Source organism: Puia dinghuensis, from assembly GCF_014642875.1.
Taxonomy (GTDB): Bacteria; Bacteroidota; Bacteroidia; order Chitinophagales; family Chitinophagaceae; genus Puia; species Puia dinghuensis.
In genome coordinates, this window is record NZ_BMJC01000002.1 from 799,067 (window position 1) to 818,238 (window position 19,172).

The following is a 19,172-nucleotide window of genomic DNA, read 5'->3' on the forward strand; positions in this document are numbered from 1 at the left end:
AACGTATACCCAAATTAGTCGAAATCTTTTTATTACGCTGGCCGGAGATACTAGTTTTAGGTAAATCTCTACACCCCCATGGAATACGATAACGACCGGCTTCGAAAGCGCCGCCCCCGCCTCGAAACCTTTTACTGGGTGATGCTGATCTTGCTGCAACCGGTGACGGCTGCGGTGACGATGTGGAGTTCGTATCATTGGACCTGGCCCTTCCTGCTGTTGGCCAGCCTGCTGGTCTTCCCCGGCTATGTCATGTATTCCCGCATCATGGGACCGGCTTTGGCCATCAAAGGAAGATGGTGGTTTCCTATCCTGCTTTCCCTTTTTTCCTTTCTCGTCATCCAGGCCTTTCTTTGGTGTGTGTACGCCTTGTATACAAAAATGATCACAACGCCCTTCAAGGACTACTTTATGCAAACACCGGCACATATGGTCCGGGAGGGCTGGTGGGGCGCCGTCAACATGGCTTTTTCGATAGTCGTATTCTATGTCCGCAAAGGGGATGACGAGAAAGACCTGCTGGATGCCATGCAAAAGGACAATACCTTTTTCAAGCTGCGCTATCTCCGGGCGCAGTTGAACCCGCATTTCCTGTTCAATACCCTCAACAGCATCTATTCCCTGAGTCTGCAGCGATCGGAGCGTACTGCCGACATTGTAGTGCGGCTGGCCGATATTATGCGTTATCTCATCTATGAATGTAATGAAGAAAAGATCCCCCTCGACAAAGAGATCGAATTTATCCGCAATTATATCGAGATAGAAAAACTGCGCCATAAGGCCGACATCCGCTTTACGGTGGAGGGGATCAGCACGGGGTTGATGATCGAACCCTTCCTGTTCATCTCTTTTATCGAGAACGGGTTTAAACATGCCATGGACCATACTTCTGGCGAGCCCTTCATTTATATCACGTTGAAGGTGGGCAACGGTCAGTTGGTGCTCAATGTCATCAACAGCACGAATGCCGACCTGGAAGTTCAGGCCAAAAAGATGAATGGAATGGGCATCACTCATAGCCGGAGCCTGCTCGAACTGCTCTACCCTGCCTCGTACGATCTGGACATCATCCAGACGGAAAAGGACGAAAGCCGTACCAGTGCGTTGCGGATTCGCAATGCCCGGGAAAGACTGGAAAACCTCTACCCGGATTCGCATACCTTAGATGTCATTCTAAATAAGAGTACTTTTACGGTCTCGTTAATCCTAAAAACTTATCCCGCTTGCTAAAATGCATCATCGTAGAAGATGAGATACTGGCCCAGGATGTCATCAAAAGCCATTTGGCGCGTATTGACCAAATGGAGCTCGTAGGAGTGTTCCGGACGGGGCCGGAGGCGATGGCGGCGCTGGAGATGCAGGAAGTGGATGTCATTTTCCTGGACATCCGGCTGCCGGGGATGAGTGGACTGCATTTCCTTCGCAGCCTGGCCGATCCGCCGCTGGTGGTGCTTACCACCGCCTATGCGGAGTATGCGCTGGAGAGCTATGAGTTCAACGTCATCGATTATCTGCTGAAGCCTATTTCTTTTGAGCGGTTTTCAAAGGCGGTGAATAAGTTGCTGGATGGGCGGTTGTACGCCCTGCCTGGGGCGGCGGGGGATCATATTTTTATCAAATCGAACAGCAAGTTCTTCCGGGTGAATTATTCCGAAATTCTTTATGTAGAAGGGATGAAGGATTACCTCAAGATCCATACGCCCGACTATACGCTGGTGACACACCAGACGATGAATGAGCTGGAAAAGCAGTTGCCTCCGCGGTTGTTTATCCGGGTGCACCGAAGTTACCTGGTGGCCGTGGGGCATATCCGGGCTATTTATGGGAATTCGATCGAGTTGGGGAAGGTGACGATACCCATAGGGGTGAATTATAAGGAGGGAGTGATGGGGTTGATCGGGCGGAAATAAGTATTTTTACGGAAAGGCGTGGATATGTTACCGGAGGGATATGAGTATCGGAGAGGACGAGGGTTCAGGCAGTATGAATTCTATAGCGAAGGACCAAGGGGCAGAATTCTAAAAATTATCATGTACAGTTATCTTGGCACAGACAACGGCTGGAATTATTATAATCTTGGCTTTGGCGACTTTGATCCCCTGGAGAAAAAGATCAGCGACCTTACTGTGAGCAATAACCTCGATCGGGATAAAATCCTGGCAACCGTAGCAGCCACGGCCTTGGAATTTTCAAAGTGGCATCCAAGTTGCAAGATTGTCATAAAGGGAAGTACACCGGCAAGGACCAGGTTATATCAGATGAAAATCTGTTCACACTATTCTAATATCATAGAACTATTTGATATCCAAGGATTAACAAAAGAGGGAGAATTAGTTCCGTTTAGAGAAGGAGAGAATTTTGATGGTTTTATTATTGAAAGAAAATCGTAAATTTATGTATGCAAGTGATAGAAAGAAATAAAAAGGCTAGCAAAGTTAAGAAGGCTAAGAATAGGCGGCTACCTGATCTTAGCAAGGATCTTTTTTTTGTGAAAAAAGCAGAGAGCTCGAAGCAACTGTTACAAAAGGCGGGTATCATACGACCTTGAAAATCTACTTTCTTTTTTTATAGCTGCCCCCGCACTTGGTGCGGGGGCTTTTTTTGCTATTTTCAAGATCGTAATCAAACCTATATCGCTTATGGATCGGAGAAAATTCCTCAAGAACGGCTCGATGGCCGGGATTGCGTTTTCAACATTATCTTTTAAAGGGGCGGCGGAGGTGGGGGTGGTGGACAAGGGGTTTCCACTGCTGGAAGCCACCATCGATGAATTGCAGCAAAAAATGCAGAGCGGGGCGTTGACTTCGCAGGCGATCACCAAACTTTATTTGCGGCGCATCGCCGAGATCGACCGAAAGGGGCCGGCGTTGAATGCCGTCATCGAGATAAATCCCGATGCCATGGGTATTGCAGCGGCGATGGATGCCGAACGCAAAGCCGGGAAGGTGCGCGGACCCATGCATGGCATCCCGGTGCTGATCAAAGACAATATTGATTCGGGCGACCAGATGCAGACCACGGCGGGCGCCCTGGCCCTGGAAGGGCACAAAGCAGCGAAAGATGCTTTCATCATCCGGCAGCTGCGGGCCTCGGGCGCCGTATTGCTGGGCAAGACCAATCTCAGCGAGTGGGCTAACTTCCGCAGCACGAGGTCTACCAGCGGCTGGAGCAGCCGGGGCGGCCAGACCAGGATGCCCTACCTGCTAAACCGCGATCCTTCCGGGTCGAGCGCCGGATCGGGATCGGCCGTATCGGCCAACCTCTGCGCCGTCGCCATCGGCACGGAAACGAATGGATCGGTGGTGTCACCTTCTTCCATCAATGGTATCGTAGGCATCAAACCCACTGTAGGACTGCTCAGCCGCAGCGGCATCATTCCCATTTCAAAGACCCAGGATACGGCAGGACCCATGGCGCGAACGGTAAAAGACGCGGCCCTCCTGCTGGCTGCGCTGACAGGTGTCGACAGCAACGATGCGGTGACACTCGAGAGCCAGGGGAAGGCGCCGAAGGATTATGTCACCGGCCTCGACAGCAATGGATTGAAGGGAAAGAAACTGGGGATAGAAAAAGCTGCATTGACGGGACATGAAGGCATCGTTGCCTTACTGCAGGATGCTATTGCCACACTAAAGGCGCAGGGTGCAACGGTGGTGGAGATAGAATTGCAGAAGCTGATGACAGAGCCCGGCTCTGTGGAAGGGTTGATCCTTCAATATGAATTCAAAGATGGAGTCAATAGATATCTGGCTACGGCAAACGCGCCGGTGAAGACGTTGGCTGATGTGATCGCCTTTAATAAGACAAATGAGAAAAGGGCGATGCCTTATTTCAAGCAGGAGACCCTCGAGCGGAGTGATTCGCGTGGTGGGCTTGACAGCACCGAGTATACGGAGGCGCTGAAGAAATTACTTACCGCGAGGACGATCATCGACGACCTGTTGAAACAAAACGCGCTCGACGCCATCATCTCAGTCACCAGCGGGCCCGCTTGCTGTATCGATCTCATCGCGGGTGACTATCGGACGGGTGGCGGGTTCTCGGGTCCGGCCGCGATGGCCGGCTATCCGCACATCACCGTGCCGATGGGCCTGGTGCTGGGATTACCCGTCGGTCTCTCCTTTGTAGGGACGGCCTATACGGAGCCCGAGCTGATCAAAATGGCGTATGCCTATGAGCAGACGTCACGGAAGCGGGTGGCGCCGGAGTTTGTCAATGCGTCGAACCTTTGAGATACTGTTCGAAGAATTCAAAAGCCACTTTTGACATCAGCAGATAGCTCTGCCAGTTGTACGCCGCCCCGTGGGCGCCGGGAGGATAGATGCGCAGATCGACATCCTTGCCGGCATTGGTGAGGGCTGTCAGCAGCTCCATGGTCTGCGCCGGGTGAACGTTATCGTCCATCATCGAATGAATGATGAGGAGATGATCCTGCAACTTTCCGGCATGAGTCATATCACTGCTGTTTTTATATCCTGCGGCATTGTCGGTGAGTGTTCCCATGTAACGTTCGGTGTAGATATCGTCGTAAAGTCGCCAGTCGGTGACGGGGGAATTGGCGACACCCGCCTTGAACACCCCTGGGTGGGTCAGGAGGGTGTACGTAGTGCTATAGCCCCCATAACTGGTACCCATAATTGCGATGTTGGCGCCGTCGACATAAGGCAGAGACGACAGATAACGCGCCGTTTCCACGAAATCGTTGCTTTCCCATTTCCCCAATTGCTTGTACACGACCTTCATAAACGCGCTGCCATAATCGGCGTTGCCGCGGTTGTTGATATCCACAACGATATAGCCGTTTTGCGCGAGCCACTGCTGAAAACCGCCGATAGCAAACTGATTGAAGACATCGTGGGATTCCGGTCCGCCATAAATATCCAATATCACCGGGTATTTCTTCGTTGAGTCGAAGTTAAAGGGCTTTATCATGCTTCCGTCGAGCGTGACCCCGTCAGCCGTCTTGAACCGGAACAACTGTAGCGGCGAATAGGCATGCGTCCGGGTGAATTCGCTTACCGCATGGTTGTCTTCCAATTGCTTTAGCTGGTTGCCTTCGCTGTTGAAAAGCCCAACCTGTGTGGGTGTGGTGGTGTTGCTGTATTCATCGAGGTACCAGGCCGTATTGGTGGACATGTCGATAGTATGATGACCCGGGACTTCCGTCAGCTTCTTTTTACCCGTGCCGTCGAATTTGATGGTGTACAGCTGTTGCTCCAGCGGGGACGCTTCCGCAGAGAGATAATAGATCGACTTTGTGCCGGGGTTGATGCCGGTGACCTTTATTATGTCCCAATTACCCTTTGTTACCTGGTTGATCAATTTTCCATCATAGTTGTAGTGATATATATGATAGTAGCCAGATCGGTCGGACACCCAAAAAAACTCTCTTGTCTTTTCGGGGAAGTAGACCATGTCGTTGACATCGGTGTAGAAGTCGAAGATGGATATCCAGGTCTGGTTCTGTTCTTCCAGCACTACATGATGTTCGCCGGTCTTGACATTGAAGAAATAGAGTTTCATGTGATTCTGGCTCCGGTTGAGGGTCATAAGCGCGAGCACATCGGGATCGCTTGTCCAATAGATGCGCGGGATATAGAAATCGCCGGTCTCATCGGGTGTGAGCCAGACCTTCTTGCCCGAGTGTACGTCGATGACTCCGATGCGCACCGAGGGGTTGGGATCGCCCGGCTGGGGAATGGAGATCTTCTCCTGTGGGGGATGAATGCCTTCGAAATCCGTCATTTCAAATACGGGTACCCGGGAGTCATCAAACTGCCAGAAGGCGATATAGCGGCTGTCCTTTGACCAGTTCCAGGCCTGGCCCTGGCCGAACTCTTCTTCGTATACCCAATCGTAATGGCCGTTGAAGAGGCCGGTTCCGCTGGTGCTGTCATTGGTGAGCTGCTGCTCCTTGCCTGTGGCAAAGTCATAGAAAGAGAGGTTGCCGTTGCGTTCGATGCCCACTTTTGTGCCATCGGGTGAGAGTTCGGCGGAGCGGGCATCCTTTGCCGCCTGTTGCAGCCCGCGTGTGGCGACGTCATATATATAATAATCGGAGATGCCGGAATTGCGAAAGATGTGCCGGAAATTGGTGCGGAACACAAGGTGTTTGGAGTCCCTCGACCATTGGAAGGATTCATAGGCAAAGGGGGCGGTGGAGCCCGGGATATGAAGGCCGCTGCTGGTGAAAACGGTGGTCTCGGTGAGTGTTTTTGGGTCCATGGTATGGATCTCGCCGTCGGCGATGAAAGAATAGCGATTGCCGTCGTCGATCCAATTCACGCTGGTCGGGCCGGATTTGCCCCGGAGACGGAAGCCGGTCTGGAGGGCGTCGGAAAGAGAGGAATATTGTGTTTGGGCGAAGGCGGTTGAGAAGAAGAATAAGGGGATGGCGAAGGCGGCGAGCTTGTTGAGCATTGCGTTAGAAGATTAAGAGGCGAAGATAGGGAATTGTCGCTTCGCGCCGCTTTCGATTGCGCCAGGTTGGCGCAAACGAAAAAACCCCCAAGATTAGTCAGGGGCTTCTCACGAGAAATTGAATTTTAACTGGTTTTTCTGGATCTTGTTACTTGGTGTTCATTGGTATTGGATAGTTCAAAAGTAGGCCAGAATGATTTGTTAAAAAAGAGCAAAGTCCCTCAATTTTCATCGTAGTTTTACGATTCTAATCAACTTCTAACCCCATTTTTCCCCGTTGGCGAGTAACTTAGGAGTCGAAAAAATTCCAATCGCTTGAAAAAGTACCTATTGGTCCTGTCCGGCCTCCTCTCCCTACATACTTTCGCCCAAGCGCCCGACACGACCCTCTCCTCCGACAAGAACATCCGCAACAAGGTGTTGAGTGATATCCAGGACAACCTGGATAAAAAGACAAAGAACATCGACCAAACGCTTAACAAACTAGACCACAAAGTTGATAGCCTCGACCTGGAGATCGCTGCTTCGCGGGATGCCCGGGACAAGGCGGACAAATTGCTGCAGCGTGTGCAGGCCCTGGAAGCGAAACAGCAGGCCATCGAACAGCACGAGGTGAATGTTTACCAGGCCAACTATCAGTCGGCGATCATCAACCTGGTGTCGATGGACAAGGAGATAAAGCCGTTGCTGCTCTTCAATGCCAGCAAGAGCTTCTTCTCCACCCTCACCGAGACGGCAAATCCCCTGAATTATCCGGGCTACCAGGAGTGGTATAAAAAATTCACGGAATATGTCCAGCGCGAGAAGGACCATGAGGGTTCGCTTGCGGTGCTGAGCGGTTTCACCCAGATAGCCGGAAGTATCACGGGCACGATCCCTATTGCAGGGCCTGCCTCATCGGCATTGTTCCTTGGGATGAATTCCTACATAGGCTCGATGGGGAGCAAGAAGAAGGAGCTGCGCGACCAGAGCGAGAAAATGATGTTGCTGACGGCCAAGCTGGGTCAGTTCAATTATGATATGAACCTGGTGGAAGAGCAATGGACCATCGTGCAGAAAGAACTGGGAAAGATACAGACGCATTACGATACCGTACTCAACCAGAACCTGGGCCTGTTGCAGGTGCCGAGGGATGAATATACTTCCCGGTTCAGCCGGGAGACGGATGCGGAGAAGCGGTATGAGTTTCTGACCGAGCTGCGGAAAGACGCGTCGTCACTGGTAACCGATCGCAAAACGGCGGATGCGAAGAACTGGAAGCAGCCGATCTATTACCAATTGATGGACGTGCAATCGTTAAAAATGCGGTTTGGCGATCTGACTTTTAGTATTGTGGGCATCTTAGGCAATTACAGCAAGCTGATCGATAAATACCGCAACGATCCCGACATAGGGTTAAAGGTGCAAGCGCTGGAAACGAAGCTGAATACGCTGAAGGACACGTTCGATACGGCTTTTGATCCGAATGATTATATCAATAGCGCGACGAGGATGTATTTGGTGAATTAAAAAAAGAGGCCGTCTCAGAATAAAAGTAGACGGTCTCTTTTTTTATCATCATGTCCGGCAAGCTGCGCTTGCCGGGGGAAAATCCCCGCTGACGCGGGGATTTTTTTATTTGCGTTCGAGTAATTTGAAGAATTGATCCAGCTGCGGTAGGATAACGATGCGGGTGCGGCGGTTAAGCTGACGGCCTTCGGCGGTATCGTTAGAGGCAACCGGCAGATATTCCCCACGACCGGCGGCAGACATATGCGCGGGCACCATTCCATATTTATTCTGGAGGATGCGGACGACGGCGGTGGCACGTTTCACACTCAAATCCCAGTTATCCAACAAATCGCCGCGGCGGAAAGGGACATTATCCGTGTGGCCTTCAACCATGAATTCGATGTCAGGCTGCGCTTGTAGCACCTTAGCAACCTTCCCAAGGACCTCCTGGGCACGGGGAGTCACGTTGTACTTGCCCGTGGCGAAGAGTAATTTGTCGGAGATGTCGACGTATATGACGCCTTTATCCACCTTTATATTAATATCCTTGTCGTTGAGATCGCCAATGGCGCCTTTCAGGTTGTTGACAAGGGCCATGTTAAGGGAATCCTTATGCGCCATAGCCTGCTGGAGGCTTTGGATATAGGCGTCCTTTGCACCAAGGTTGTCCAGGGATTGGCGGATGCTCTGGGCCTGTTGGCTGCTGATGACGGACATATCTTCCAATTGCTTCAGGGCCTGGGTATTGTTCTCTTTGAGAAAAGCGATCTGTTTTTGCAGATCGGCGACCTTGGCGTCGCAATCTGATTTGTCACGGGTGAGGTCGGCGGTCTTACTGTTACAGTTCTTCAAATCGTTTTGTAGAGCGCCGTAGGCGTTGTTTAGGCTATCGTACTTCGACTGTAACCCCTTGAATTTTTTACTGCTCACGCAGGAAAACAGCATAAGCGGGATGATGCCAGCCAATGCCATGTGCTTGATACGCATATTTTTTGTTTTAAATTAATTACGCAACAATATTGGATAAGGGTATTAATACCAGCTTAGAAGCAGATTAGAATTTGATTAGAGCTTTGCAGCGGACGGAAGGACAAGGGAGAAAATAGAACCCTTGCCGACGACGGATTGGACGGTGATGGAACCTTTGTGCAATTGGAGAATGCGGCGGGCCAAAGATAACCCCAAGCCAAAACCGGGGGTAGCAAGGCTGTCGTCGCTGCGATAGAAGGGCTGAAAGATCTTCTCCCATTCCTCCTCCCCTATTCCCCGGCCTTTATCTTCTATGGATATGCAAATCTCGTGCCCATTGGTAACCAGCCGTACGGTGGCGTGGTGGTCGTCGGAGTATTTGCAGGCATTGGAAACGATGTTGCGGATGGCGGTGAAAAGCAGCTCTTCATTGCCAAAGACCAGCAATTCTTCCTCGACCTCGGGCAACCGGTCGAAGTCCAGGGTGACAGAGAACAAGGGGTTAGCCTTGGTGATCTCCGCGGGTAGCCGTAGCAGGATCTCGTCTATCCGAAGAAGATCGATCTCCAACCCCCCGGCGGCGCCGGAAGCCCGGGCAAACTCCAGCAGAGTCTGGGTCAGTTTGCCTAACTGCCACGCATCCTGGTAAACGGATTGGATCACCTGCCGGTATTCTTCTATGGTCCTCACCCGCTGTAAGGCCACCTCCAACTGACTCGAGATGGAGGTGAGGGGGGTGGACAGCTCGTGTGAAGCGTTGGCTATGAAACGCCCTTGGATCTCGAAGCTTTCCTGGAGCCGGTTGAGCAGCCGATTCAAGGTATCGGAGAGATAGGCCCATTCATCTTTTGGGTCTTTATGGTCTTCCGTGGCCGAATGGATACGCCGGGTAAGATTACGCGCCGAAATTTCGTTGACCTCATCGGCAATGCGACGCAGCGGCTGCAGGAGGCGGATAGAAAAGAAGTAGCCCCCGATGACGGAGGTAAGGATGCCGCCGATGAAGCTGAGGGAAAGCACCAGCCGGAGGTGACGAAGCTTTTCATTGCCGGGTTCATCATAGGCCGCTGCAATGATGACAAAGCATGAAGTCTCGTCATTATAATAATAGGCGATGGCATCCTTCCTGTCCTGGGTGAAATAGATGCGGTCTTTACTCTTCCGGGCCTTATCGAGGACGGTCGTGTCGGTACGCAGGGTATCGGCGGGGGTGTCGCTGTACCAATAGATGCGTTTGTTGCTGTTGTCATAGGCTTCCACCACCTTATCTTTCATCGCCACGGAGGTGGACGCATCGATCTTACGGATGAGGGCCTGGTCGAAGATGCCGCCCTGGCTCAGGAGACGGCCGGTGGTGATGGCGCGGTTGGCAAGGCGGGTCTGGATATCCTTTATGCGATTGGTGTAGGAGAAATAGTAGACAGAGGCGCAAACCAGCGTGAGGATGCCTACCACAAGAAGGGTGAAGAGAAGCGTTATGCGGGTGCGCACCGCCATCAGTTGGGTTGGGTTTTTAGGATATACCCCATGCCGACATGGGTTTGAATAAGCTTGTCTTCGAAGTCCTTGTCCACTTTGTTACGGACATAACTGATGTATACATCGATGACATTGGTATTGGTATTGAAGTCCACATCCCAGACGTTGATGGCCAGGTCGGCACGGGATACGACGCGGTTCTTGTTGCGCATAAGATATTCCAGTAATTGAAATTCCTTGGCAGTCAGTTTTATGCGCTTTCCGGCCCGATGGACCTCCTTGTTATCGAGGTTCATTTCCAGGTCGGCGGCCCGCAGCACGTTGCCAACGGGTACGGTTTGTCCCGGGGTCCGCTTCAGGAGGGCCCTGATCTTCAGCAGCAATTCCCGGAATTCAAAGGGCTTGACAAGATAGTCGTCGGCGCCGGCATCATAGCCTTCGATCTTGTCGTCAAGGGAAGACATGGAAGTCAGCATGATGACGAGCATGTCCTTATCGCGGTAACGGATAGCCTTACAGAGTTCGTACCCATTCATTCCCGGCAGATTGATGTCGAGGATGACGAGGTCAAAATTTATGGACAACAGCAACTGGTAGCCTATCTTACCGTCATAAGCTACTTCGACGTCGAAGCCATTCTCCGTCAGCCCCATTTTCAGGGTGTCGGCAATCTTTCGTTCGTCTTCGACGATGAGTATATTTCTGTCATCCATGTATTCAACGGGATTTGGGCCGGCGAGACGCGTCCCGCGTCTTTGGCGAATTTACGAATTTGGGGCCGTCCCCGGGACTCTCTAATCCAATTCTAATGCCGCTTTAAGAATGTGTTAATGTTCGGCGGGTACTTTGAGACAAATGGTAAAAATGGCGATTGTATTCAATGCTATCCTTATCCCGGTGGACTTTTCGCTGAATACGGAGATCGCGGTGAAAAAGGCGGTAGGGCTTACGGGAAAAGATGATACCGAACTGCATCTGCTTCATGTAATAAAACCGAGCCGGCGCCTGGAGCAGCCGTTCAAATTATGGGCAGTGGAGAAGGAATTCGAGCAGCTTCGATCAACGATAAGGGAAAAATTTCCGGCGGCAAGGATAAAAACAAATATCCTCGAAGGGCACTCCGTGCAGCGGATGATCATAGAGTGCGCAGGATTGCTAAAGCCCGATCTTATTATTATCGGCAAGAACGATCCGCCGCGGCGCTGGTCGTTCTTCAGGGGCGTCTCACCGGATGTCATTGCCAAGAAAACCAATTGCCCCGTGTTGACCGTCAAGCCAGGTTCTGCGGAAAGCAAGACTCGGGTGATCCTGATCCCCATCCGGGATTTTCTACCGGAAAGAAAGCTGGAGTGGGCAGTGTTGCTGGCAAAAAAATACCGGGCCCAGGTGCATCTCCTGGCCATCCAGGACAGGCACGAGACAAAGGAATGGGCGCTGCCACAGGTGTTTCTCAAGGCGTATCATCAGTTGCGGGAACATCTTCATCATCCCATCGAATATTCGGCGACGGGGCAGCAGAGTACGGCAAAAGCGACGTTGAACTGCGCCGAGATGATCATGGCGGATATGATCCTGGTAAACCCCGAGACAGAGAGCGGGGTGCCGGGATTTTCCGGTTACCGGCACATCAGCGACTTGCTGGCACGTGATTCGAAGATACAGGTGCTCGATATAGAGCCATACAAAACTGAACAAAACCAAAATTGAGTGTTTATATGAAAAGGGTATTATTTGTTTTTGCGATCTTCTTCATGATGGGTGGCTCCAAGGCTCAGTCCGTAGCAGAGGCGCGGAAGCTGTTGTATTATGATCGCTACGACGGGGCCGCGAGTCAATTACGGGCGGCCCTAAAGGCCGACCCGGGCAATTCCGAAGCCTGGTGGTTGCTGGAGCAGGTGTATGTGCATCAAAAGCGGGTGCCTGCGTTGCGGGATACCCTTGGCCAAATGCCGGCCGCAGTGGCACAGCAGCCGATGGGGCTTTGTGCTTATGGACAGTTGTTGCTGGAGGAGCATAAGAAGGACAGCGCAATGGGATACTTCAACCGCGCGATGGAAATGACAAAGCAAAAGGATGTGCCGGTGATGCTGGCCATAACCAGGGCCGAGGACGCGGCCGATTCGGCAGACGCGAATTATGCCTATGCGGTGGATGTGTTGAATAAGGCGATAAAAAGGGAAAAGCGGAACGCCGATCTGTATGTAGCACAGGGGAACATCTATCGCCATATGATGGATGGAACGAATGCCTATAAGGCTTACCAGGATGCGCTGGCGCAGGACAGCCACAACGTGGAAGCGTTATACCGGATGGGGAAGATCTTTGTTTCACAAAACAATGCGGAGATGTACCTGAAATACTTCACGGATGCCACTACCGCCGACCCGCTGTATGCACCCGCCTGGTATGAGCTTTACTATTACAATTATTTCCGGGATGTCAATAAGGCGAAAGAATGCCTGGACCATTATATAGCCGCCAGCGACCCCAGCCCGAAGAACGATTACCTGGTGACCGACCTGCTTTATTCCTCGCGGAAATACGCGGAGGCGATCGATCATGCCCGGCAGCTGATCGCCCGGCAAGGGAAGGTGAGCGAGCCGAGGCTGTATAAGCTCGTCGCCTATTCTTATAAGGAACTGCACGACAGTACGAAGGCGCTTGACTATATGAAACAATATTTCCAGCTGCAGACGGACACGGGATTCGTAGTGAAGGATTACAGCACGATGGGTGAGATTTACGCTTCGCTGGGACAGGCGGATAGTGCAGCGGTGTATTTCGTAAAGGCGGACGGCCTGGAAAAGGACAGTATCCAACGGCAGGACGACGCAAGGAAGCTGGCGGACCTGTACAAGAAACAAAAGGATTATTCAAACGAGGCCCAATGGCTGGGGAAATATTATACCGGGAATACGAAAGCGACTAATCTCGATCTGTTCAACTGGGGCCTGGCACACTATATGGCAAAGGAATACCCGGCGGCAGACACTGTGTTTGGGATCTATGAAACGAAATATCCCGAGCAGGAATTTGGCTATTACTGGCGGGCACGTTGTGGTGCGGCAATAGACACGGCCATGTCTAAGGGATTGGCTATTCCGGACTATATGAAGCTGATCGAAGTGGATGCCAAAGACTCGACCAATAAGACCTTCCGCAAACATCTCATCGAGGCCTACGGGTATATCGCGGCGTATAAGGCAAATACGGAAAAGGATTATGCCGGTTCGATAGATTATTTCGAACGGTTGCTGTCGCTTGACCCAAACAATACCGATGCGCAACGGTATGTGGCGATATTGAAGAAGAATTTGAGCCGGATGGCCGGTAAGGGGTCTTCAGGCGAGTCAGCAGCAGCCAAATCGGAGAAGGGGGAGAAGGCAGACAAATAGCTGTTCTATCACATTTTCGGCCTGTTTTATCACATTTGGCCCGGATGCCTGCGGTTTTGCTATAATCTTGTTGAAAAAACGAGATGGAGACACGCAAACATAATCAGACCCGGTGGCGGGAGAACGAACTGATACTGGTGACGGTATATTGTTTATTGGGCATCGTCGGTTACTGGTGGAAGATATTCGAGCATTCCGGCACGTGGTTACGGGAACAATACGGTGGGCGTTTCAACGAGCATCAGCTGTACTTCGATTATTTTGTGAATGTATTGTTTCCGGAGACCGGGTTACTGGTGATGATCTATCTCGGCTATCTCTGGATGAATTTGTATACCCTGCCGCGGCTGGTGCAGGCGGAGGCCGCCGAACCAGGTAGTTTCCGGGTTGCCTTTGCTTTGCGGGGGCATATCGAGATCAGCGGTTCGGCCGGGGAGACCCTAAAGCGGTTTCTGTGGGGGCTGGCCAATACGGTATTGCTGATAATTGTGCTTGGCATCGGCTGGGCGGTAGTGATCTACTATGAGCAACAGTATGATTTTGTCGGTATGGACTGGACAAGCCTGGCAAACCGGGCGCTGGGATTGGGATGGGGCAATTCCGCGAAACTGCTGTTGCTGTATACCACCTATGCATATATCCGGGAAATAAGCATCCGGCGGCTGGTTGCCGACCCTAAGCGGAATGCCTGGCGGATCGCGCTGGTGAACCAGATCACCACCTATGCACTGGTGTATTTCATGGTGGGTTGTGTGTTGTATTTCTTTGATGTTTTCGAAGACAAGGCTTTTGGTGTCATCTTTTTTGGGGTCGGACCGGTGCTGCTACTGGCCGGACTGACCAATATATACTGGGTCTTTCCTACGGTGGGCGACGGACGTTTCTTCCGGCGGAGGGTATTGAACCGGTTGTTATTATCCACGCTTGCCTGGAGCATTCCCGTTCCATTTTTCATCATGGGCGAGAGCCATGACGTGATGCCGGGTATCTTGTCCATTTGGATGGGGCAGCTTTTTGTCGTCACGCCCGTCTCCTGGTTCATCTTCCAGCGCCGGAAGAACAAGATACTGCAGGTGCGGGCGTTGCAGGAGGCGCTGGGCCAGTCGGAAGCCGACCTGCAATTCCTGCGCAGCCAGATAAACCCCCATTTCCTTTTCAACGCGTTGAACACCCTTTACGGGACGGCCCTGCAGGAAGAGGCCCTGCGGACGGCGGGTGGTATCCAGCAACTGGGGGACATGATGCGATTCATGCTCCATGAGAACCACCAGGACCGGATACCCATGAGCAAGGAAGTCGAATACCTGCAAAATTATATCGCGTTGCAGCAGCTGCGTTCGGATTCGTCGCCATTGATCAACATCACCACGGCGATAGCCGACAACCTGCCGGATTGCATGATCGCGCCGATGTTGCTGATCCCCTTTGTGGAAAATGCCTTCAAGCATGGGATCTCGCTGCGGCATCCTTCCTGGATCGATATCCGGCTCAACGGAGAGGGCGACCGCATCCTGTTCGAGGTGCGCAACAGCATTCATACCCGGCAGGGGACCGATCCGGAAAAGGAAAAATCGGGCATCGGGCTGAAGAACGTGCTGCACCGGTTGAACCTGGTGTATCCGGCCCGGCACACGCTCTTTGTGAACCAGGACGAGAAGGAATTCTTTATTCAGCTGATGATCGAACCTTAAGCTATCTTTGAACCTTACACCATGATCATGTTGAAAGCAATTGCCATCGATGACGAACCGATCGCCCTGGATGTGGTAAAGGCCCTGGCGGGGAAGATCGGCTTTTTGGAGATCGTGGGGTTCTACACTGACGCGTTCGAAGCGCTGAAGCGGCTGCAGCAGGAGAAGATCGACCTGATCTTTCTGGATATCAAGATGCCCGATATCTCGGGTATCGAGCTGCTGCGGAGCATCCCGCATCCGCCGATGGTGATCTTTACAACGGCCTATAGCGAGCACGCGGTGCAGAGCTTCGAGCTCGATGCAATAGACTACCTGCTAAAGCCCTTCAGCCAAAGCCGGTTTCTAAAGGCTTGTAATAAGGCCTACGAGCTGTTCGAACTGAAACGGCAGCATGGGGCACCTGCAGCGGTGGATTATATTTTTGTCAAAAGCGGGTATGGGCAGGTGCGGATACGGCTGGACGATATCCTGTACGTTCAGAGTACGGGTAATTATATTCAGTTTGTGCTGAGGGAAGACAAGATATTGTCACGGCTGACCATGTCGGAGGCCGAAGCGCTGCTGCCACAGCCTGCCTTTATCCGGATGCATCGCAGCTACCTCGTAGCCAGCGGGAAGGTAGACCGGGTAGAACGTGAATCGTTATTCATCGGTGACCATGAATTGCCGATTGGAGCAGGCTATGCGCGGGAAGTGAGTAAGATCACAGGAGCCTGACGAAGGCCGGGGGCCCGGGGTGCTTAATTTTCTTTTACGAGAACCTTGTCCTGGTATACTTCAATGACGCCGCTGCGTTTGTCGGCCATCATCTTCTGGAATACCTTATTGACAACGCATTTGTTTATAAAGCGGGAAAGGTAATCTACTTCTTTTATTTGGTGAGGATCGATAAAATTACCTGATTCGTCGATGAGTCGAATCTTGATGTTGGAGGGGAGATGGCCCCAAAATGAGGTAGAATTTGCGAATAAACTAGGGTTTAACATGGATCTTGGATTTTGTGTCCGGAATAAATATAAAACAATAACTCCCGAATTGGGAAATTATTGTTCCATATTTTTTATTCTAATATGTTCCTGGTAATACTATACGGGTATTGCCTTAAGTCTCCAGCACATTATTGGGCTGCAAGCTCTTTCCGGTGGACGATGATCTCCGCGCGGCGGTTGAGCCAGGCCTGGTTGGGGTCGCTGTTGTCAGCAACGGGATTGTCGCTACCATAGGCCTTAGCCTTCATCAGTTCGGTGGGGACGCCACGGCTGTTCATATAGTCCAGCACCATTTTGGCCCTTTTCCGGGAGAGTACATTGTTGAATTGATTGGTGCCGACCGAGTCGGTATAGCCTTTTATCTCCACGGTGAACTCAGAGCTACGCTTGAGGTGGCTGATCACCTTGTCAATGCTGTTGAAAGCATGGGAATTGAGGCCATAGTCGTTGAATTCGAAGTAGACCACAAAACGCAGGACGGGTTTTCCATCGAGGGAGTCGATGTGATAATCGTCGTCGTTGAAGTCGTCGAGGCCGAGTGAGCGGAAGGGCTTCTTGCGCCGGCTGCGGGCACCGCTTTCATTGTCATCTCCATCGTCGCTGCCACCTTTTCTGCCGCCATTGCCGGCGGTGATGGGGTTACCGTTGTCATCGAGCAGGCCTTTTGCCTTCAGCACGGAGTCCATATTGATCGTGATGTAGATGTTGTTGGTGACATTGCCATTGTTCTTATTAGCCGTGTCCTTCTTCTTTGCTTCGTCCTTGTCTTTCTTGTTGAAGCGCGAATTATCGTCCTGATCGAGATCCTTGTACTTTTTGCTCTTGATGGGGATATAGACCCCAAGAGCGTACATCGTCGTGCTGGCGATGTTATTCGAGATACTCTGCCCATAGGTGACCTGGCCCAGCACCATGATCTTGCGGGAATTGAATTTGGCACCGATGCCCATGGGCACGGTGGGGAAGGACTTGTCGTTGATGATATCGTTGATCCCAATGGTCACATAGGGTTGGAGCCGGTAGGCAGGACTGATGAGATGGTAGTAGATCGCTGCGTTGATCAGGTTGAAGGTCTTTGACGGTGTCTGGCTGATCAGCACGTTGTTGCTGGTGACATGCCCGAAGCTGAGGCCGAGGTCGGCGCTGAAAGACAGCCGCTGGGTGATGTTCTTATAAGCCGAGACTGCAAAGGAGGCGTTGCCGCGTTGGAGAAAAGGCAGGGTGTTGGCATCGCTGAGATAGCCCTTGCGGTTCTTTTCCAGCATGGCGAAGTCCTGGAACTGCAGTTTGAGGCCCGGAGAAATGAACCAGCGTGGGTCGAGTTCGCGCTTTTTTTCTTCGGTCTTGTCTTCCGCCGTAGTGTCGGCAGGGTTGACCGTCTTTGTATCGGTAGGTTTCGGGTCGGTTTCGATCGGTTTCGGGTCGGTTTTTGATGAATCGGCAGGTGGAGTTTTTTTCACGGCAGGTGCGTCATCGGCCAGTGAGATGACGCTGTCCTTCAGCTGTATGGTGGTATCGGTAGAGTGGTACCGGAAAGAAGTGTCCGGGGTGTTTGGCGGAATGGTATCCCTTGCAATAACCGTGTGCCCCTGCCCCTTTCCGGTGGTGTCCGCGACGGGATGGTGTGCCGAGCCAATGGCCCCGGAGTTCTGCGACCGGGCCGTTGTCAGAGCCATCAGGGAACAACCAATCAAACCTATCATTACCTTCTTCATGGGATTGTTTTTAAAAATCCATCTTCAGCGCAAGCTCTACGCCATTGCGATCAATGCCGGATGCGCTGATGGTGGAAACATTTACATCGTATAATATTCCTAAAGTGAGTTTTTGATACCGTAATTCGATATTGGGTACAAGGGCGTCGTTATACCGGTAGCCAAGCCCTGCGCCAACGGCCGCGCCGCCGGCAATGCCCGGGATGGCCTTTGTATAGATGAGTTCGTAATAGTGCCGGTAGGCGGGCCCCTGCCAGCTCATCGACATATAAAAGCCTACTTCATCCTCTTCCTTTGTCGTATACCGATAGCCGGCCTGCACGCCGATGGCGGGTTTCAGGCGGGTGGAATCCGATTTCACCTTATAGGAATAGGGTTTGTTCACCTGCATGGCGGAGGCGCCGACATACCATTTGTCGTTGCGACCGTTGCTGAAGACGGAGACACCGGCGTTGAGATTGAAATGGCCATAGGACCAGCCGGCGGCCAGTCGGTCGGCGCTAGGTGCGCCTTCGATGGGGCCGTAGTTATTGAATTGATCGCCGAAGGCGCCGCTGATGCCGGCAACATTCAGCTGACTCTGGTAATATTCTCCCTGGAAGCCCAGGGCGAGATAGGTCTCATGCCGGCCGATGGGTACGGCATAGGAGATGCCCATCATCCCGAGCGCATTATTCAGGATACCGTCATTTGTCTTGTCGGAGGCTGCCCCGGCGCTGAAGCTGAAGTAACCGGAATTGGGTTTGTTCTTCCCGTCTTTCGAGAGCAGGGGCATGGAGAACAGGGCTGCTACGCTGTTATAGGCGATCTGCCCGCCGTACTGGACGCTGCGGTAATTAAGGTTCAGGCTATTCTGCTTTTCTGTTTTCAGGGATTGGTTGTACCAGATGGTCATATCCTGGACCCTCGAGAAATTGATCTCCTGGCCGCGGGCGAAGCCCGCGAGACCAAGGAGGACCAATATGTTTAATATCTTGCTCATCTGGATATAGAGTTTACATTGAGTTAATTTGTTCTGTT

At 51.9% G+C, this 19,172-nt stretch carries 16 protein-coding genes; 9 read left to right on the forward strand and 7 right to left on the reverse strand.

Annotation, left to right across the window (positions count from 1 at the left end; translation table 11 throughout):
• Nucleotides 1-78 precede the first annotated feature (78 nt).
• The 4 genes from IEY39_RS11505 (at nucleotide 79) to IEY39_RS11520 (ending at nucleotide 4,232) form a co-directional block, all read left to right on the forward strand.
• On the forward strand, nucleotides 79-1,230 hold the full coding sequence (locus IEY39_RS11505; RefSeq protein WP_188931555.1) for a sensor histidine kinase: 1,152 nt from the start codon (nucleotides 79-81) through the stop codon (nucleotides 1,228-1,230).
• Nucleotides 1,224-1,910, forward strand: a complete 687-nt coding sequence (locus IEY39_RS11510) for a LytR/AlgR family response regulator transcription factor (RefSeq protein WP_188931557.1) — start codon at nucleotides 1,224-1,226, stop codon at nucleotides 1,908-1,910. Before IEY39_RS11505 ends, IEY39_RS11510 begins: the two co-directional genes overlap by 7 nt.
• A 24-nt stretch (nucleotides 1,911-1,934) precedes the next feature.
• Entirely contained in the window at nucleotides 1,935-2,390 is a 456-nt protein-coding gene (locus IEY39_RS11515) for a DUF6934 family protein (protein WP_373285439.1), read from the forward strand.
• Between the two features lie 249 nt (nucleotides 2,391-2,639).
• Nucleotides 2,640-4,232 carry an amidase gene (locus IEY39_RS11520; RefSeq protein ID WP_188931561.1) on the forward strand — a complete coding sequence of 531 codons (1,593 nt, stop codon included), beginning with the start codon at nucleotides 2,640-2,642 and terminating at the stop codon, nucleotides 4,230-4,232.
• On the opposite strand, the gene IEY39_RS11525 is transcribed toward IEY39_RS11520, so the two are convergent.
• Nucleotides 4,213-6,420 (reverse strand): S9 family peptidase, encoded by a 2,208-nt coding sequence (locus tag IEY39_RS11525; RefSeq protein WP_188931563.1) that lies wholly within the window; start codon nucleotides 6,418-6,420, stop codon nucleotides 4,213-4,215. The two genes, IEY39_RS11520 and IEY39_RS11525, sit on opposite strands and share 20 nt — an antisense overlap.
• Before the next feature lie 315 nt (nucleotides 6,421-6,735).
• Here IEY39_RS11525 and IEY39_RS11530 point away from each other — a divergent pair, with 315 nt between their 5' ends.
• Nucleotides 6,736-7,929, forward strand: a complete 1,194-nt coding sequence (locus IEY39_RS11530; protein WP_188931565.1) for a hypothetical protein — start codon at nucleotides 6,736-6,738, stop codon at nucleotides 7,927-7,929.
• A 105-nt stretch (nucleotides 7,930-8,034) separates the two neighbouring features.
• On the opposite strand, the gene IEY39_RS11535 is transcribed toward IEY39_RS11530, so the two are convergent.
• From IEY39_RS11535 to IEY39_RS11545, 3 genes are all read right to left on the reverse strand, one after another.
• Nucleotides 8,035-8,898: an OmpA/MotB family protein gene (locus tag IEY39_RS11535; RefSeq protein WP_188931567.1), complete on the reverse strand. Its 864-nt coding sequence runs from the start codon at nucleotides 8,896-8,898 to the stop codon at nucleotides 8,035-8,037.
• Between the two features lie 78 nt (nucleotides 8,899-8,976).
• Nucleotides 8,977-10,377, reverse strand: coding sequence for a sensor histidine kinase (locus tag IEY39_RS11540; RefSeq protein ID WP_188931569.1), 1,401 nt, complete (start codon nucleotides 10,375-10,377; stop codon nucleotides 8,977-8,979).
• Nucleotides 10,377-11,072, reverse strand: coding sequence for a response regulator transcription factor (locus IEY39_RS11545; protein ID WP_188931571.1), 696 nt, complete (start codon nucleotides 11,070-11,072; stop codon nucleotides 10,377-10,379). Before IEY39_RS11545 ends, IEY39_RS11540 begins: the two co-directional genes overlap by 1 nt.
• Before the next feature lie 151 nt (nucleotides 11,073-11,223).
• On the opposite strand from IEY39_RS11545, the gene IEY39_RS11550 reads away from it, so the two are divergent.
• From IEY39_RS11550 to IEY39_RS11565, 4 genes are all read left to right on the forward strand, one after another.
• Nucleotides 11,224-12,066 carry a universal stress protein gene (locus IEY39_RS11550; RefSeq protein ID WP_188931573.1) on the forward strand — a complete coding sequence of 281 codons (843 nt, stop codon included), beginning with the start codon at nucleotides 11,224-11,226 and terminating at the stop codon, nucleotides 12,064-12,066.
• An 8-nt stretch (nucleotides 12,067-12,074) separates the two neighbouring features.
• Nucleotides 12,075-13,754 carry a tetratricopeptide repeat protein gene (locus tag IEY39_RS11555; RefSeq protein ID WP_188931575.1) on the forward strand — a complete coding sequence of 560 codons (1,680 nt, stop codon included), beginning with the start codon at nucleotides 12,075-12,077 and terminating at the stop codon, nucleotides 13,752-13,754.
• Nucleotides 13,755-13,837: 83 nt separating this feature from the next.
• Nucleotides 13,838-15,445, forward strand: a complete 1,608-nt coding sequence (locus tag IEY39_RS11560) for a sensor histidine kinase (protein WP_229688877.1) — start codon at nucleotides 13,838-13,840, stop codon at nucleotides 15,443-15,445.
• A 27-nt stretch (nucleotides 15,446-15,472) separates the two neighbouring features.
• Nucleotides 15,473-16,165: a LytR/AlgR family response regulator transcription factor gene (locus IEY39_RS11565; RefSeq protein ID WP_229688878.1), complete on the forward strand. Its 693-nt coding sequence runs from the start codon at nucleotides 15,473-15,475 to the stop codon at nucleotides 16,163-16,165.
• A gap of 23 nt (nucleotides 16,166-16,188) precedes the next feature.
• Here IEY39_RS11565 and IEY39_RS11570 read toward each other — a convergent pair whose 3' ends face one another.
• The 3 genes from IEY39_RS11570 to IEY39_RS11580 form a co-directional block, all read right to left on the reverse strand.
• Nucleotides 16,189-16,434, reverse strand: a complete 246-nt coding sequence (locus IEY39_RS11570; RefSeq protein WP_188931577.1) for a hypothetical protein — start codon at nucleotides 16,432-16,434, stop codon at nucleotides 16,189-16,191.
• 131 nt (nucleotides 16,435-16,565) lie between these two features.
• Nucleotides 16,566-18,152: an OmpA family protein gene (locus IEY39_RS11575; protein WP_188931579.1), complete on the reverse strand. Its 1,587-nt coding sequence runs from the start codon at nucleotides 18,150-18,152 to the stop codon at nucleotides 16,566-16,568.
• 10 nt (nucleotides 18,153-18,162) lie between these two features.
• The gene (locus tag IEY39_RS11580) at nucleotides 18,163-19,134 is read right to left on the reverse strand and encodes a type IX secretion system membrane protein PorP/SprF (protein WP_188931581.1); all 972 of its coding nucleotides are present in this window, start codon (nucleotides 19,132-19,134) and stop codon (nucleotides 18,163-18,165) included.
• Nucleotides 19,135-19,172: the final 38 nt, after the last annotated feature.

Bases quoted from the DNA above. Each gene is read 5' to 3' on its own strand.
- IEY39_RS11505 (WP_188931555.1), top strand. From the start codon at position 79: ATGGAATACGATAACGACCGGCTTCGAAAGCGCCGCCCCCGCCTCGAA.
- IEY39_RS11535 (WP_188931567.1), bottom strand. From the start codon at position 8,898: ATGCGTATCAAGCACATGGCATTGGCTGGCATCATCCCGCTTATGCTG.
- IEY39_RS11565 (WP_229688878.1), top strand. From the start codon at position 15,473: ATGTTGAAAGCAATTGCCATCGATGACGAACCGATCGCCCTGGATGTG.
- IEY39_RS11545 (WP_188931571.1), bottom strand. From the start codon at position 11,072: ATGGATGACAGAAATATACTCATCGTCGAAGACGAACGAAAGATTGCC.
- IEY39_RS11560 (WP_229688877.1), top strand. From the start codon at position 13,838: ATGGAGACACGCAAACATAATCAGACCCGGTGGCGGGAGAACGAACTG.
- IEY39_RS11550 (WP_188931573.1), top strand. From the start codon at position 11,224: ATGGCGATTGTATTCAATGCTATCCTTATCCCGGTGGACTTTTCGCTG.
- IEY39_RS11525 (WP_188931563.1), bottom strand. From the start codon at position 6,420: ATGCTCAACAAGCTCGCCGCCTTCGCCATCCCCTTATTCTTCTTCTCA.
- IEY39_RS11570 (WP_188931577.1), bottom strand. From the start codon at position 16,434: ATGTTAAACCCTAGTTTATTCGCAAATTCTACCTCATTTTGGGGCCAT.
- IEY39_RS11555 (WP_188931575.1), top strand. From the start codon at position 12,075: ATGAAAAGGGTATTATTTGTTTTTGCGATCTTCTTCATGATGGGTGGC.
- IEY39_RS11520 (WP_188931561.1), top strand. From the start codon at position 2,640: ATGGATCGGAGAAAATTCCTCAAGAACGGCTCGATGGCCGGGATTGCG.
- IEY39_RS11515 (WP_373285439.1), top strand. From the start codon at position 1,935: ATGTTACCGGAGGGATATGAGTATCGGAGAGGACGAGGGTTCAGGCAG.
- IEY39_RS11540 (WP_188931569.1), bottom strand. From the start codon at position 10,377: ATGGCGGTGCGCACCCGCATAACGCTTCTCTTCACCCTTCTTGTGGTA.
- IEY39_RS11575 (WP_188931579.1), bottom strand. From the start codon at position 18,152: ATGAAGAAGGTAATGATAGGTTTGATTGGTTGTTCCCTGATGGCTCTG.
- IEY39_RS11580 (WP_188931581.1), bottom strand. From the start codon at position 19,134: ATGAGCAAGATATTAAACATATTGGTCCTCCTTGGTCTCGCGGGCTTC.